This is a genomic window from Erythrobacter sp. F6033, from assembly GCF_023016005.1.
Taxonomy (GTDB): domain Bacteria; phylum Pseudomonadota; class Alphaproteobacteria; order Sphingomonadales; family Sphingomonadaceae; genus Erythrobacter.
This window is the reverse complement of record NZ_JALKAZ010000001.1, coordinates 1839907-1855502: the sequence shown is the minus strand read 5'-3', so window position 1 is coordinate 1855502 and position 15596 is coordinate 1839907. Positions and strand designations below refer to the sequence as shown.

General features: G+C 56.5%; 13 protein-coding genes. 6 read left to right on the top strand and 7 right to left on the bottom strand.

The features are described from left to right. Positions 1-16: 16 nt before the first annotated feature. Positions 17-1195 (bottom strand): GGDEF domain-containing protein, encoded by a 1179-nt coding sequence (locus MWU39_RS08835; protein ID WP_247159623.1) that lies wholly within the window; start codon positions 1193-1195, stop codon positions 17-19. 429 nt (positions 1196-1624) lie between these two features. Between MWU39_RS08835 and MWU39_RS08830 the strand changes: the two genes are divergently transcribed. Then, entirely contained in the window at positions 1625-3232 is a 1608-nt protein-coding gene (locus tag MWU39_RS08830) for a lysine--tRNA ligase (protein WP_247159622.1), read from the top strand. 30 nt (positions 3233-3262) lie between these two features. Here the strand turns inward: MWU39_RS08830 and MWU39_RS08825 are convergent, their stop codons facing one another. Both MWU39_RS08825 and MWU39_RS08820 read right to left on the bottom strand, forming a co-directional pair. Further along, positions 3263-3931: a 2OG-Fe(II) oxygenase gene (locus MWU39_RS08825; RefSeq protein WP_247159621.1), complete on the bottom strand. Its 669-nt coding sequence runs from the start codon at positions 3929-3931 to the stop codon at positions 3263-3265. Positions 3932-4049: 118 nt separating this feature from the next. Further along, positions 4050-5195, bottom strand: coding sequence for an RcnB family protein (locus MWU39_RS08820; RefSeq protein WP_247159620.1), 1146 nt, complete (start codon positions 5193-5195; stop codon positions 4050-4052). A 182-nt stretch (positions 5196-5377) separates the two neighbouring features. On the opposite strand from MWU39_RS08820, the gene MWU39_RS08815 reads away from it, so the two are divergent. After that, positions 5378-5959 carry a pyridoxamine 5'-phosphate oxidase family protein gene (locus MWU39_RS08815; protein ID WP_247159619.1) on the top strand — a complete coding sequence of 194 codons (582 nt, stop codon included), beginning with the start codon at positions 5378-5380 and terminating at the stop codon, positions 5957-5959. 17 nt (positions 5960-5976) lie between these two features. Here the strand turns inward: MWU39_RS08815 and MWU39_RS08810 are convergent, their stop codons facing one another. The 4 genes from MWU39_RS08810 to ettA form a co-directional block, all read right to left on the bottom strand. Further along, positions 5977-6531, bottom strand: a complete 555-nt coding sequence (locus MWU39_RS08810; RefSeq protein WP_247159618.1) for a DUF2846 domain-containing protein — start codon at positions 6529-6531, stop codon at positions 5977-5979. Between the two features lie 75 nt (positions 6532-6606). After that, positions 6607-7305 (bottom strand): energy transducer TonB, encoded by a 699-nt coding sequence (locus MWU39_RS08805; RefSeq protein ID WP_247159617.1) that lies wholly within the window; start codon positions 7303-7305, stop codon positions 6607-6609. A gap of 56 nt (positions 7306-7361) precedes the next feature. Beyond that, positions 7362-8363, bottom strand: a complete 1002-nt coding sequence (locus MWU39_RS08800) for a M20/M25/M40 family metallo-hydrolase (protein ID WP_247159616.1) — start codon at positions 8361-8363, stop codon at positions 7362-7364. 3 nt (positions 8364-8366) lie between these two features. Beyond that, on the bottom strand, positions 8367-10046 hold the full coding sequence (gene ettA, locus MWU39_RS08795; protein ID WP_247159615.1) for an energy-dependent translational throttle protein EttA: 1680 nt from the start codon (positions 10044-10046) through the stop codon (positions 8367-8369). A gap of 200 nt (positions 10047-10246) precedes the next feature. Between ettA and MWU39_RS08790 the strand changes: the two genes are divergently transcribed. The 4 genes from MWU39_RS08790 (at position 10247) to MWU39_RS08775 (ending at position 15590) form a co-directional block, all read left to right on the top strand. Beyond that, positions 10247-11527: a diguanylate cyclase gene (locus MWU39_RS08790; protein WP_247159614.1), complete on the top strand. Its 1281-nt coding sequence runs from the start codon at positions 10247-10249 to the stop codon at positions 11525-11527. Positions 11528-11569: 42 nt separating this feature from the next. Then, entirely contained in the window at positions 11570-12985 is a 1416-nt protein-coding gene (locus MWU39_RS08785) for a M28 family peptidase (RefSeq protein WP_247159613.1), read from the top strand. A 179-nt stretch (positions 12986-13164) separates the two neighbouring features. Then, positions 13165-14457, top strand: a complete 1293-nt coding sequence (locus tag MWU39_RS08780; protein WP_247159612.1) for a glycosyltransferase — start codon at positions 13165-13167, stop codon at positions 14455-14457. Further along, the gene (locus tag MWU39_RS08775; RefSeq protein WP_247159611.1) at positions 14454-15590 is read left to right on the top strand and encodes a lysylphosphatidylglycerol synthase domain-containing protein; all 1137 of its coding nucleotides are present in this window, start codon (positions 14454-14456) and stop codon (positions 15588-15590) included. Before MWU39_RS08780 ends, MWU39_RS08775 begins: the two co-directional genes overlap by 4 nt. Positions 15591-15596 lie beyond the last annotated feature (6 nt).

Here is a 15596-nt window from a genome sequence, read left to right as displayed (position 1 = left end):
CCAAAGCGCTATTCGATCAGCCGACGGCCTTCAACACGCTGAAACCATCGCGGGTTTCTGCTCCGACAACACGGTCCCGTCCGTCCGCTTTTGCGCAATATACGGCCTGGTCGGCGCGCCGGATTGATCCTGATACTGGCTTGCTGCCCTCGCGAAGGTGGTATCCAATGCTCGCAGTGACTTTTGCCTTGGCGAGCACACCGTCGAATTCGATCGTGGCGATGGCCTTACGAATAGCCAGCGCGAGCGCCGATGTGCCGGGCGAGAAATCGGACTTGATAAGGACGACAAATTCTTCACCACCGATACGGCAGACCTCCCCAAACGGGTGCAGCAGGCTGAGAAGCCGCTTGCCGACTTTGCGCAGCACAATGTCGCCTGCATCGTGGCCATAGAGGTCATTGATCTTCTTGAAGTGATCGAGATCAATCGCGATCACAGATCCGATGGCTTGGCCCCCGTCACCATCCTCGCTGATCGCGCGCTCCATTCTGCGGCGATTGCCAAGCTTGGTGAGCGGGTCGATCTCTCCCTGAAGGATCTGCCCCTGCAACATATCGTGACCGATCGCGACCATCAAAAGCAGGCCAACCAGCACCGCCATAATGGCGCTGCTCGTGTGAAAGATCATTGAAATCCAGCTGTAATAGCTGTCGATTGCGGCGCTTCCCTGACCCGAAGGGTAGAACAAAGCCACAAAAACACGCGCCGCGTAGAGCACGCCGGATACACCAGCGACGACGAAGGCAATCATATCGACCGGCGTTTTTCCGCGATGTTTCATCATCACGCTTGCCCCGGCGAGAATAATCCCCGCGCCGATGCCCTGCACGGCCATCGTCCGCATCCAGGGGGATAACTCCCACGGAACCCCGGGCAACAGCAGCACCGTGCTCAACAGAACCAGTCCCGTGGCGGGTTTCGGTATCCACGGTTGATGCCGAACGACAAAGGCCTGCATCATCGCCCACAGTGCGACGTGATGACACACCACCGTGAACCAGCCGATCCAGTCGATGGTTGTAAGGCTGCGCAATCCATCAATCGTGATCGAGACGCCGGCGACAAAGAATCCGAGCGCAGCCCATCGCGCGGCGACGATCTTTCGATCCATTACAGCGATCACAGCGAGGGCAAGGGCAAAAAGCCCGTAAACCGCTGGGATTACGATAAGGATTGAGTCTGCACCCGTCATACACCTGCGGTTAGGCAAACATGGTTTCAAATAGACTAATGAAATCCCAAAATATGGGAAAGAATAACCAGCGGCGCGGATAGATGGGATTTGGCAGTTTTCGGCGCCTGTGGAGGCACCGCATTTTTAGTTTACGAGATTGAAAAACGATGGGCGCGGCGGGATTGGCATCTGAAGCGTTGCTGGCGCTGTCCTACACGCCAAGAGTCGACTAAGTCGGAACCTATATCACGGCCCAATCATTCGGAGTTTAAGTTGGACAAATGTCAACTGTGTCCAACAATGCCAAGTCTATGAAAAGTATGCTGAAACACCTGTAGGGCACGGGTGACACTTCGCCGATTTGTCAACTGTGTCCTACATTCCTGAAACGCTGGATAAGCCTTCGCGCTTGCAACATCGCCAACCTTCCATAAAAGCCGCCACACTATGACAGACACAATGCTCCAAGAAGCCGCTCGCAATTCCAAGGCCTGGCCATTTCTGGAGGCACAGCGCCTCGCAAAACGGCTGCGCAATGGAAAACCGAATGGCGAGGCTGTTCTGTTTGAAACCGGATATGGCCCTTCGGGTCTGCCGCATATCGGCACTTTTCAGGAAGTGCTGCGCACCACCTTTGTCCGCCGCGCCTACGAAGCGTTGACGGGGCAAAAGACCCGCCTTGTCGCGTTCAGCGATGATATGGACGGCCTGCGCAAAGTGCCGGACAACCTGCCCAATCAGGCGATGCTGACCGAAAACCTTGGTAAGCCGCTGTCGCAGATCCCCGATCCATTTGAGAAGTACGAAAGCTTCGCGCATCACAACAACGCGATGCTGCGCGAATTTCTCGACCGGTTCGGATTTGACTATGAATTCGTCGCGTCTTCGGATCGTTACAATTCCGGCGCATTTGACGACGCTCTGAAGAATGTCCTCGCGCACAACCAAGACATTCTCGACATCATGCTGCCGACATTGCGAGCAGAGCGCGCGGCGACATATTCACCGATCATGCCGATCAGCCCGACGACAGGTGTCGTGCTGCAGGTGCCCGTCGAAATCGTCGATGCCGAGGCGGGCCTGATCCGCTTTACCGATGAAGATGGCAGCGTGGTCGAACAAAGCGCGCTGGGCGGCAAAGCCAAGCTGCAATGGAAGGTCGATTTCGCCATGCGCTGGGTCGCGCTGGGCGTCGATTACGAGATGTACGGCAAGGATTTGACCGACACTGGCGTGCAATCGGGCAAGATTGCGCGGGTGCTCGGTGGAAACAAACCAGAGGGTCTGATTTACGAGCTGTTCCTTGATGAGAAGGGCGAGAAAATCTCGAAATCGAAAGGCAATGGCCTGACGATTGAGCAGTGGCTGAAGTACGGAACGCAGGAAAGCCTTGGCTTTTACATCTTCCCGAACCCGAAAAGCGCAAAACAGCTTCACACCGGCGTGATCCCGCGCGCGGTCGACGATTACTGGCAGTTCCGGGAGCGGCTGACCGATCAGCCGCTCGACAAGCAGCTGGGCAATCCGGCGTGGCATTTGCTGCGCGCCAACGAGACGATGACATCACCCGAAGCACCGGGGGCAGGCGATACTGTGCCGGTTTCATTCGGGCTGCTGCTCAACCTCGCCAGTGTTTTGGGCGCGGAAGCGACTGCGGAAAACGTCTCCGAATATCTCACCAGCTATCTGGGTGAGCCGGTCAATGATGCATCCGTTGACGCAATGATTGATGCAGCCGTTGCTTACACACGCGACTTTATCGTGCCGACGCTGAACAAGCGCGCGCCTTCGGACAACGAGGCGGCGGCGCTGCGTGCGCTCGATGAGGCGCTGGCGAACGCAGCAGGTGATGCGGACGCCGAGACCCTGCAAACGGCGGTTTACGAGATCGGTAAGCGCGAGGAGTTCGGTTTTGAGAACCTGCGCGACTGGTTCCGTGCGCTTTACGAGACGTTGCTCGGCAGCGAGCAGGGGCCGCGCATAGGCAGCTTTATCGCGCTGTACGGTGTCGAAAACAGCCGCAAGCTGATCGCAGAGGCCCTGGCTCGAGGTTGATTTTGGAAGCTGGGTTTACTCCCAACTTTCCTACTTCCACGTTCGCGTGCGATACCATTTGGTGATGATGTACTTGCTCCCCGCCAATACGGGGGTGCCAGCGTGCATTGTGTTTTGGTTCGGGATGCCGTCATGGGTCGCGTTGTTCCATGCCAGCAATACGCCGGGTTTGGGCTCTATATTGATGCCGATATCGGTGAAGTGTGTGCCGCCGCCTGCTTCAACTTCGTTCAGGTAAACCATGGCGGTCCAACTGCGTTGACCGCCGCGTTTCTTCTCCAGCTCCCAGTATTTTTCGGTGGTGTAGAACCAGTCATTATGCGGTTTGAATTGTTGTCCGGGAAGATAGCGCTGACCCTGAACCGCTTCGCCGATTTTCGATGGCACGCCGAGCAAGTCATCGATGCGGCGCGAAATGCCCATCACGAAACTGTCGCCCGGATCAAGATCGCCGGAATAGGAGGTGCGAAAACCGCTTTCATAACCGATTTCATGCAGCGAAGATGGCTTCGCTATCTCATCAATCATCAGGCACAAACGCTCACATTCTGCCGCCGTCAGGAAATCACCGACCGCGTACATATCCGCCATATCGGTGGGGATCTGGTACACGCCGGGATCAGCCTCCAACCGCTCTCGCACGCTTTTGCCAAAGCGCTTTAGGCCGGCCTGATCAGGGATAGTTTCCGTCTTCGTCATGGGCGCTGCTTACCAAGTCGCTCGGTTGGTGCAAACACTTTGGCAGGCAAACAAAAAACCCCCGCCAGATTGCTCGGGCGGGGGCAGTTTGTGCCTCTGGCTATTCCCTTGTCGGAATTTACCAGAAGAAATCGTGGATCACATCGACCACTTCGCCGGTGTAAATATCGACGAGCACTACGTCGTCATAATACCGGACCCAGCGATATGGACCGTAGACCGCTGGCAGACGATACTGCCATGGGTCATTGATGTAATAGCGCGAGCTGAAGAACAGGCTGTCGAGGTGGAACCCGATTCTCAAGCGGCTGTAACGGTGCGAACGATATGGCGAATAATACCGGCCGAGGCGGAAAATGCTCCGGTTGGAATACCGGTAGTTGTTCCAGTTATACCGGTGATTGTTGCGCCAAGTGCGGTTCCACCGGCGATGATCACGGCGCGCCTGACGCTGTCCGTTGCGATAGCCATTGCGGTAGCTGTTGCGCTGATCGCGGCGGATATCCCGGCGACGATCTGCGCGGCGCTCTGCTCTGCGGTCTGCACGGCGTTCTGAACGCACTCCGTCACGGAAACCATCGCGGCGCCCATTGTTTGCGCGCCTATCGCTGCGGCGGTTAACCCGGTTGTCACCGCGGCTTTCGAACCGATCACCACGACGTTCTACGCGGTTGTTGCGACGGTCCGCGCGGTTTTCGAACCGGTTTCCGCGACGTTCGGCCCGATTGTTCGCACGATTGTCACGGCGGTCAGCCCGGTTCTCAGCGCGGTTACCACGGCGTTCGGCACGGTTGTTTACGCGCTCGCCGCGACGTTCGAACTGCTGAGTCCGGCGCTGAGCGTCACGCCGCTCTACAGTCCGCTCGTCAACGCGGCGCGTATTGCGACGCTCAGACTGCGAATTCTGGCGCGAACTGCGGCGTTCTGCGCGGTTGTCCTGACGGTTTGCGCGGCGTTCGCTGCGATTGACCTGACGGTCCTGCCGTCGCTCAGCGCGGTTGCTCTGCCTTGCAGCAGGACGCTCGGCGCGTCGTTCCTGACGGGCCTGCGTGCGCTGGCCGCGATTGTTCTGACGCGTCTGGCGACGCTCGCCGCGGCGGTTAGCGCGTCGTTCCCGGCGAGTGTCGGGCTGTTCGGATTCAAATTCGGCACCCGCTTCGACCGCTCCGGTCGCAGCATGTGCTTCTTCGGGAGGTGCGACAAACGCCAGCGCAAAAGCGAGAGCGGACAGCGCACTACCCTTCATCAATAGGGATAAATTCATAAGTGCCTCCAGTGTCGCCGCCCCACCACTTACGGCATTATTGATACGTTTCGATACATTGGGTTCTACCGCCGAGTCCATGACCCGATCCTTAACCACTCGTTTAGGCTTACGTTAATGTTGAGGGCTTGTTTTATGAATGACTTGACGGAGGGTATGAATCAATCACAAGCGCGACCGAGATGTTCGATAATCTAGACACTGTCCGTGAGGACATGACCTATCGCCTGATACGTGCAGGCAAAGATCGCAAGACGCCTATGCACGTGCCCACGGTGGTAACCGCCGATGTCGATGCGCGCGTTATGGTGCTGCGTGAGTTCGATCCGCAGGCCTTCACCCTCAGGTTTCATACGGACACCCGCGCGCCCAAGGTTGCGACGATTGACGCCGATCCGCGCATGGCGGTGCTGTTCTATGATCAACCGGAAAAGGTGCAGATCCGGGTTAAAGGACGCGGCAAGATCCTGCGCGATGCGCCAGTGACACAAGCTGCATGGGATGCGAGCAACAATTTTGCACGGCGGTGTTATCTCGGGGATGGTCCGGGCAGTGCATCAGACACGCCGACATCAGGTCTGCCGCCTGAGTTTGAAGGTGTCGAACCGACTGACGAGCAGGTTATCGCAGGCCGACCGAATTTCTCCGTATTGCTGATCGAGCTGGACGAGATTGATTGGTTCTATCTGGCGCATACCGGCCATATCCGGGCTCAGTTTACGCGCGATGGCGATGATTGGGCAGGGCGCTGGGTCTCGCCATAAGGCGAGCAGACTGGCAATTACGCCTCTGGCTCTGACCAAAGCACCAGTTTCAGGCCCGCCAATTTGCCTCGCGCTTCGGCAGTATTGCGCGTTTCTTCGTAAGACAATGATCCCTGCAATGCGCCGACGCTCAGTTTGACATCAAGCAACACACATTCCCCTGCTGCCAATGAAACGGTGTGCGTCGCGGCGGTGCCTTTGGTCTGGCTCGCCATTTGCGCGGTGATCGTGTGTTCGCCCGGTTCGACTTCAGCCTTTGCAAAGCGGCCCGTGCGGAATTGCGTGGTCTGACCGCCGTCTATGGTGACATTCATGCCTTGCTGCCCCGCGACAAAGCCTTTGCGCATCACATAAATCGCCGCTTTGCCTTCGCTGGCCGTGAACTTGCGCGCTTCCGCGGCAAGGCTTTCGTCTGCATCGGCTCCGCCCTTATTGCGCAGGAAGACGATTGCGACGAATGCAATCACCGGGATGATCAGCAACAATCCGAGCATCGGGAATTGAAAGCCCAGCACCAGCCCGACGACAATTGCAGCTGCGATGAGAATGGTGTTGCGAGTGGCGTTGTTCATGCCAGGCCTCCTGATCTGTTCTTTTCCCGAACTTAACGGATCAAATTGCGAAATGCCAGAGCGTCACGAACTTCCCTAGGGTCTTTCTAAGCCAGCAAAAACACGGAAGAAAATTCGATCCGGTTCGGCTCTGCAGATGTCATAAACTGTTTGCGCGTCCAGCCTTTTGCCTTTGAAGCCATCCGGACTGGCCAAAAGTAATGTTCCGGTTGAAAGGTTCCATATCCGCATTTTATTGATCGCGGAATCCGGGAAGGTCACCAGGTGCCAGTCGGCTTCGGTAACGAAAGCTCCGCATGTTTTCTGGCCAAGCGAACCCTTAGCAAGCGTATCAATCCAAAGACTGAGCGGCAGATTGACGCGAACGTCGATAGGATTGCCATCGGCATCGCGCCCGACTTTGGCTTCAAACGTTTCGATATAGGCGGCACCAACAGCATCGAGCTCGTCAGAGCCGGTTGATCGCACGGCCTCGACATCTGTGATCGAGCCATCCGCGCGCACAACAAACTGGTACATCGGCTCGCCCTGCGCACCAGTTGCCTGCACTTCCTTGAGGCCGGGCACTTCTTCGGGAAAACCTGTAATTTCCGGCTGAGTGCCGCCTGCTTCTTTCAGCTCTTTGGGAGAATAGATTTTGGGCCCGGCGGGTGCCGGAGCCTCTGCGGACACAGTCTCCGCCTCGGTCGCTTCAAGGAAGTCGCCCAGCTCGTCTTGCGCAGTGACGGGGGAGGCGAGGAGGGCGAGGGTTGTGAGGAGGGTGAGGTGTTTCATGGTCCTACTTCTACATGCCATCACAGTTTGTAAAAACTCAAATTGAAAACAGATTGTTATTTCAAAACCAAAACCTTCCCAAGGCCTTCAACAACCAGTGCCAAACGATCATAGTCGAGCGTCTCGGGCACATCGCTTTCGCGGTGGTAATGCGGGTTTCTGAAGATCGCAGTGTCGGTCACCATGAATGCGGGAATCCCCGCTTCTGAGTAAGCCCAGTGGTCTGACCAATCGATGCCTTGCACGACCGAAGGAACGGTTCCGCCCACTGACGGAATTTTGGCATGGTCGCGGAATTCTCCCACCATTTGCCTCAGAAATTCGCGCGAGGAGGTGTCACCCGCAAAGGCAATGAAATTTCCGGTACTCGGATATCGTAGTGAGAGCGGAAACGGATAATTCTGGCTATCCGGTTCGTCCGAGAAATAGCCCATCGTCTCTAAGGACATCATACCCTCAATACTTTCGCGATTTTCAATCGATTGCGCGTGAACATAGCTGCCCATGGCTGCGGTCTTAAAGTACGGTGGTTCTTCGTTGGCGTAGAACACGATTTCGATATTCGTTTTTGCCATTCCCTTGCTGGATTTTAACAGTCGCGCCAGTTCGAGCAGAGCAGCAACACCGCTTGCATTGTCATCCGCTCCCGGAGACCCGGGTACGGTGTCATAGTGAGCTCCGATCACGAGCGTTTTTACGTTTGGTTCGACCGCTTCAACCTTCACAATCAGGTTGTTTGCTGGCGGGACAACCCCCTGCCGCTCGACTGTATACCCAAGCGAGGCAAGCTCGAATTCGATATATTCCTGTGCGCGCATTATGCTTGTTGTGCTTGCCAAACTGCGCGGTGAGTTGGCGAGCTGTAGGACATGCGTTTCTAGACGTGCTGGAAGCTCTGTATCCTCGGGATCGCCTACGGCTTCTTCCCAAGATGTTCCCGGTGTGGCGGTGGCCCAGAAAAATCCTGCGACCAAGAACGTTAGAAAGCCGAGCCCCAGAAACAGAAAAACGCGGCGAGCAAGCCCACCGCGTTTTTCAGATTGCTCGATAAAGCTCACGGCTTACCGAGTCAGTTTCTTATACGCCAACCTCGTAGGCCGATCAGCCGCATCGCCAAGACGGCGGCGTTTGTCTTCCTCGTAAGCCTCAAAGTTACCCTCGAACCATTCGACGTGTGAGTTGCCTTCGAACGCGAGAATATGCGTTGCAAGGCGATCTAGGAAGAAGCGGTCGTGCGAGATAACCACGGCGCAGCCTGCGAAGTTTTCGATGGCTTCTTCCAGCGCGCCGAGTGTTTCCACGTCGAGATCGTTGGTCGGCTCATCGAGCAGAAGCACGTTGCCGCCTTGTTTCAGCATTTTGGCCATGTGGACGCGGTTACGCTCACCGCCGGACAGTTTGCCGACAACTTTCTGCTGGTCTCCGCCTTTGAAGTTGAACGCGCCGACATAGGCGCGGGTCGATGTGTCGTGGCCGTTGACCTGCATGTAATCGAGCCCGTCGGAGATTTCCTCCCAGACGTTTTTCTTCGGGTCGAGGTCATCGCGGGACTGATCGACATAGCCCAGATGCACGGTGTCACCGATTTCGATGGTGCCGCTGTCGGGTGTTTCCTGACCTGTGATCATGCGGAACAGGGTGGATTTACCCGCGCCGTTCGGCCCGATCACGCCGACAATGCCACCGGGGGGCAGCATGAAGGAGAGGTCTTCAAATAGCAGCTTGTCGCCGTAAGCTTTCGAGATGCCCTTGGCCTCGATCACTTTACCGCCGAGGCGCTCTGGCACCTGAATAACGATCTGCGCTTTGCCTGGCTTACGGTCGCCTTGCGCGTCCTGAAGCTGTTCAAACTTGCGCACGCGGGCCTTTGACTTGGTTTGGCGCGCAGCTGGCGTTTGCTTGATCCATTCGAGCTCGCGCGACAGCGCTTTCTGGCGCCCGGATTCCTCGCGGCTTTCCTGCGCCAGACGCTTGGCTTTCTTCTCAAGATAAGTCGAGTAATTGCCCTCATACGGATAGTAGGAACCGCGATCGAGCTCGAGGATCCATTCCACCACATTGTCAAGGAAGTAGCGATCGTGCGTGATCATCAGCACGGCGCCAGCATATTCTTTCAGGTGGTTTTCCAGCCACTCAACCGATTCCGCGTCGAGGTGGTTGGTCGGCTCGTCCAGCAGCAGGATTGAGGGCTTTTGGATCAGCAGGCGGGTGAGGGCGACACGGCGTTTCTCACCGCCGGAAAGGTTGGTAACAGGCGCATCGGAAGGCGGGCAGCGCAGCGCCTCCATCGCGATCTCAAGCTGGTTGTCGAGCGTCCAACCGTCGACTGCGTCGATCTTCTCCTGGAGCACGCCCATCTCTTCCATCAGCGCGTCAAAATCGGTGTCATCGCCCGGATCGCCCATTTCGGCAGAAATCGCGTTGAAGCGTTCGACCATTTCGGCGGTTTCACCAGCGCCTTCGCGCACGTTTTCGATGACGGTTTTGCTTTCATCAAGCTGCGGTTCCTGCGGCAGGTAACCGACGGTGATGTTTTCACCCGGCCATGCTTCACCAGTAATGTCGGTATCGATGCCGGCCATGATCTTGATCAGGGTCGATTTACCCGCGCCGTTAGGGCCAACGATACCGATCTTTGCGCCTTGGTAAAATTGAAGGTTGATGTTCGAAAGCACCGGTTTTGGGGCACCGGGGAAAGTCTTGGTCATGTTCTTCATGACATAGGCGTATTGCGCGGCCATCGGGCGGGTCCTTTGTACGGATAATATCTGATTGGATTCTTGCCGCGTGAGATAGGGGCATGCGCGCGCCGGGGCAAGGTGGGTTCGCGGAGACAATTATTTGTAAAAGACACTTGAAAAAAATGCATTCCACGTGCTTCGCCTAAAGACGGCGTTAACCTTATCGGTTTAACCCGCAAGCAAGGGAGCCGAACGGGTCGATGCAAACGCAAATTCTTGGACTACTGACGCCGATGATGGCGCTGCTGTTTGCGGCGACATTTGCGGTGTTCTGGAAGCTTGGCAAGATGAAGCGCCATGTGCTCGGATTTGCGCTTGGCTATGTCGCATTTGCGACCGGATTTCTGGTAACCCATTTCCTTCCTGGCGATGCATTTTACACGTTCCATACAACGCAGCTCTTTTACACAATCGGCGTGACGTTCTTTCTGGGGTCACTGTGCGAACGTGTAGGGCAACGTCTGCATCTGCCGACCATCGCGGTTATTTATGGCATCACCGCGTTGGTGTTGGGGCTCGCGCTTAACTTTACCGACAATGCGAGCCCGGCGCTCGTTCTCGTCAATATCGGTTATGGCGCGATGTATATGGTTGGCCTGACAACGCTGTTGAGCGCGCAGCGCCGCCATATCAGCGATTACGCAATTCTCTTTTTGGTTGCCTTTTCAGGCGCCGATTTCTTTATCCGCCCATCGCTGACGGTGATGTTTGAAACGACAATTCCTGCTGGCGAGTATCAGCAATCGCTCTATTATTCGCTGATCGGACTGGTGCTTGGCGTCAAATCGATCATGGGGGCGATGATCCTGCTTGGCGCGACTATCTTTGAATTGACCTCTGCTCTTCGCGAAGACAGTAAGATGGATCCGCTGACCAATCTGCACAACCGTGCTTCGTTTGAACAATCCATGCTCACTATGCTGCCGCGCGCGCAGTCCGAAGGGCGCCCGCTCAGCCTGGTCGTTGCAGACATCGATCACTTCAAACAGGTCAACGATATATGGGGGCATCAGGCAGGTGATCTCGCGATCACCGGCTTTGGTCGTATCATCAATGATATGGTTCGCGGCTGTGATGTTCCTGGCCGGGTCGGCGGCGAAGAATTCTGTATCGCGGTCTGGAACTGCGAAAACCTGCCTGCGGAACGGTTGGCTGAGCGGATCAGGCAAGCGTTTGCTCATCTCAAACATCCCGGCCTGAATGATGATATTCGCCTGACTGCCAGCTTTGGCGTGGCAACAGCCCGCGAGGGTGAGAATTACGAAAGCCTGTTCGCGCGGGCGGATGAGTCGCTTTACCTAGCGAAATCGAGCGGTCGGAACCGTGTCGAGAATGCAGAGCGTCTGGTTCAAGATCATGCGACACAGGGCAACGGTGATGAGCCTAAGGCCCAAAGAGCTGAGCCTCGGGCCCAAGAAGATGCAACACTGGATCAAAATGCCGAGCTGGTTGCGCTGAAGCGCGCAGCATCGAACGGATAGTCCGCTGGACACCGCGCAGTCGCCGTATTAGCGATTGCGTCCATGAAAAAGACCCTAATCGCGCTTGGCGCACTTTCGCTTTCCATCACACCTGCATTGGCTCAATCCGATGCTTCGATCGGCCTCGACACCGTTGCTGATGCGGCTTTGGAGAATGACGAGATTGCTTGGGATTTCGTTGAAGGGATCACAACCGAAGTAGGGCCCCGGCAAGCGGGTACAGAGGCAGAGGCCCGGGCTCGCAATTGGGCGATGGATTGGCTCAAGGCAAACGGCTTTGCCAATGTCGCGAACGAGCCGTTTGAAATGGACACTTGGGTCCCCGGTGACATCCACCGTGCAAATCTGGTTGCGCCATATGTCCAGAACCTTGTTGTCCAACCGCTCGGCAACAGCGCGGCAACGCCGGTAGGCGGGCTTGAGGCGGAGCTTGTATTCTTTCCCACTCTCGATGATCTGATCGCCGCGCCTGAGGGCAGTCTCGATGGCAAGATCGTTTACATCAGCCACGAAATGCGGGTGTCGATGGATGGTTCGCATTATGGCTATTATGGCGGCGCCCGGTTCGCCGGCCCGGGTATTGCGGCATCGAAGGGCGCTGCGGCTATCGTGATCAAATCGATTGGCACCGACGAGCATCGCAATCCCCATACCGGCGTCACGCGCTTCCCGGAGGGCGTCGATCCCATCCCGGCCGCCGCGATGAGCGTTCCGGATGCACAAAACCTTGAACGGATTTTTGAGCGCGCTGGCGATACGCCTGTGATGATGAACTTGGAACTCAACCCGCGCCGCCTTGGCATGACTATGAGCGGAAATGTCGTTGGTGAGATCGTGGGCAGCAATCCCGCTCTCCCGCCTGTCCTTCTGGCTTGCCACATCGATAGCTGGTGGAACGCACCGGGTGCGTTTGACGATGGCGCAGGCTGCGGCATCATCGCAGCGGCGGCTTTGAATGTAAGCAAGCCTGGCCAACCATTGCGGACGGTGCGTGTATTGTTCGCAGGCGCTGAAGAAGTCGGGCTCTGGGGCAGCCGGGCCTACAGCGAAGCCCATATCAATGAACCTATCGCGGTCGGTCTGGAAAGTGACTTCGGCGCAGACCGTATCTGGCGTTTTGAAAGCAATTTCCGCGAGACCAACGCCGATCTCCACATCAAAATTGCCAAGTCTATTGCGCGATACGGCGTCGCAAATTCGACGATCCGTGCAAGCGGCGGGGCAGACCTTAATATCGTTCGCGATCAAAAAGGCGCGATCATCGATTTGCAGCAGGACGGAACACGCTATTTCGATCTGCATCACACGCCGGACGATACGCTCGATAAAATCGATAAAAGTCAGCTTCGCCAGAATGTTGCGGTCTGGACGCAGGTCGTCGGCATCCTTGCAAATGAGCCCCGTCCGATCCTTACTGGCGGTGTGAATCCGAGTGCGCCTGCGACGATGGAACAATAGGCAAAGAGTAAGCTGGCGTTCATGCGAGGGCTCACAATGGGACCCAATTAGGGGACTTTAAGTGTCGCAAATGCCCCCTATCTAGGCGAGCATTCGGTTGCATGAATAGCAACCGCCCCCCTTGCAGCGTAGGTGCTGTGGTCTCTAAAGCACTCGCAGAAAGCAGATGGACGTAGCTTATGACGCCGAACCGTCCCGCAATTACTCCGGCAAACGCTTCCGGTAACAGCACCGCTTTGCCTGAAAACACCCTGGTTTGTGACCTGACACAAAGCTGGTCTGCGAGCGGCGGTGGCGGCATTTCGACCTATCTCAAAGAGAAGCGCAAGTACTTCCTTGAGCATTCCGAGCACCGCTTGCTGCAAATCGTGCCGGGCGCCGAAGATAAGATTACCGTCGAAGGCCGGACCATCTTTGCCGAAGTCGGCGCGCCGCAAGTTTGGGGCAGCCCGAACTATCGCTGGATTAATCGCAACGACAAAGTGTTCGAGCTTTTGCGCGAATACCAGCCGAACATCATCGAAAGCCAGTGCCCGTGGGTGCTTCCGTGGTTGGCGATCCGCCACCGCTGGCGCTTCCCCGATACCGCGCTTGTTGCGGGCTACAGAACCGATTTTCCTAATTCTCAGATTTATCGCGTGATGAAGGATTTGTCCGGGCACTACCCGGCGACATTCTTCAAGAACCTCGGCTATTTCTACGCTTGGATGACGTATAACCGGTTTGACCGCGTCTATGCGCTCAACCGCGAAGCGGAGAGTATGATCAACAAAGTTGGCCAGAAGAACACCGGCGTGTTGGGCCTGGGTGTAAACATCGATCAATTTTCGACCGAACATCGCGATCCGAATTACCGGACCAAAGTCGGTCTGCCTGAAGGCGACGGCCCACTGCTGATCTATGCGGGACGGCTCGATAACGAAAAGCGCGCTTACACGCTGGTCGATATGTTCAAGAACCTGCCACCGGAGCTCGGTGCGGGGATGGTGCTTCTGGGCGAAGGCAAGCTGCGCGAAAGCCTGATCGAACAGTCTCAGGGACTTCCGATTGCGTTTCCAGGCTATGTGACCAACCGCAAAGACCTCGCGACTGCGCTCGCTTCTTGCGACATCTATGTCAGCGGGATGGCGGACGAGACATTCGGCATCTCTGTGCTCGAGGCGCAGGCTTCGGGACTGCCCGTGGTCGGCGTCGCAAGCGGAGCGATGCCCGAACGTGTTCCAGACGGAACAGGTTTGCTCGGACCGGTCGACGATTTCATCGCAATGGCAAACAATGTCACGAAAGTGTGGCGCGGTGATTATTCTGCGATGCGCCGCCGCTCTGTGGAGCTCGCCAATTCGCACAACCGCTGGCAGCAGACTTTCGAGCAATTGATGAATGTTGAATACGTCGAGGCGTTGAACGCACGCGACGCACGCCGTGAGAAGGCCTTTGCCGAACCTCTGAAACGGGTATTGAGCTTCTCGTGAGCCAGGATATTCCGCCCGACAACTCGGTTTCTGACGAGAATCCAATGGTCAGCCATTGGCGCAATATGCCGCGCCGTACGCTGACAATTGCACTGTCGATCCTGCCGCTGGTTGCGCTCGGCAATGTCGCGGTGCTGATCTATGCGCTTGGCGGTATTGATCTCAGCGAGAAGCTGGTGGCACCCGGCCTGCTTGGACTTGTCACGCTTTTAGTGTTCGTCCCGATGATCTCCAACTCGATCCGGCTTGCTATCTGGGCGCGTTTTCTGAACCTTGATTTTGGGTTCATGAAGGCGTTGAAAGTCATAACCGGCACGATGGTGACCAATTCGATCACTCCATCTTCGACCGGGGCAATGCCGATCAAGGTTCTGTTCTTGCTTGGTGAAGGGGTCGATTCACGGCGCTCAATTACCCTCATATCTTTTCAAGCTGCCGAAGATACGTTCATGACGCTTTCAATGGTCGCACTATGCCTTGGCGTCACGGGATATGCGATGTTGGGGGTTGTCGGATCTGATCCTGAAATTGTTACCCGGCTCAATGGTACGATTGAATCCGCTCTATGGATAGTTGGCGGAGTGGTTCTGGCAATTGCGGCTGGGCTTACACTGATTGCAACCGGAGCGTTTGGAGCGACCGTGCGCGATTGGTCTTTCCGAATTCTGCGCCGGGCAAAAATCCACATCATCCAGATTGCGAGCGATTGGGCCAGCGTGTTCCGTCAGGGCAAGGGACTGGCTCTGATCAATTTGGGCCTGACTGCATTGCAATGGGCGGTTCGTTTTTCGATTGCTGGCCTCGTTCTGGCAGCCTTTGGCGTTGAATGGCAGCCGGCTTTGTTCTGGCTCTTGCAGTGGCTTGTCCAGACGATCAGTTCGATCGTTCCCACCCCCGGAGGCGCTGGAGGCGCGGAAGCGGCGTTCCTGCTCCTATTTGCCCCGTTTGTAGTGATGGGTGTGCTGGTACCTGCTATGAGCACATGGCGATTGATGCACTTCTATCTGCCTTTGGTTGGGGCCGCGCTTACGTTCTTCCTGCTGCACCGCCGTGACCGTGCAGAGGCGAAAGCGGCGAAAGCCCGGGATCAGGAAAACGAAGCCGATATGGGGCTGGCACAGCCGGCCGAGTAGCTAGCT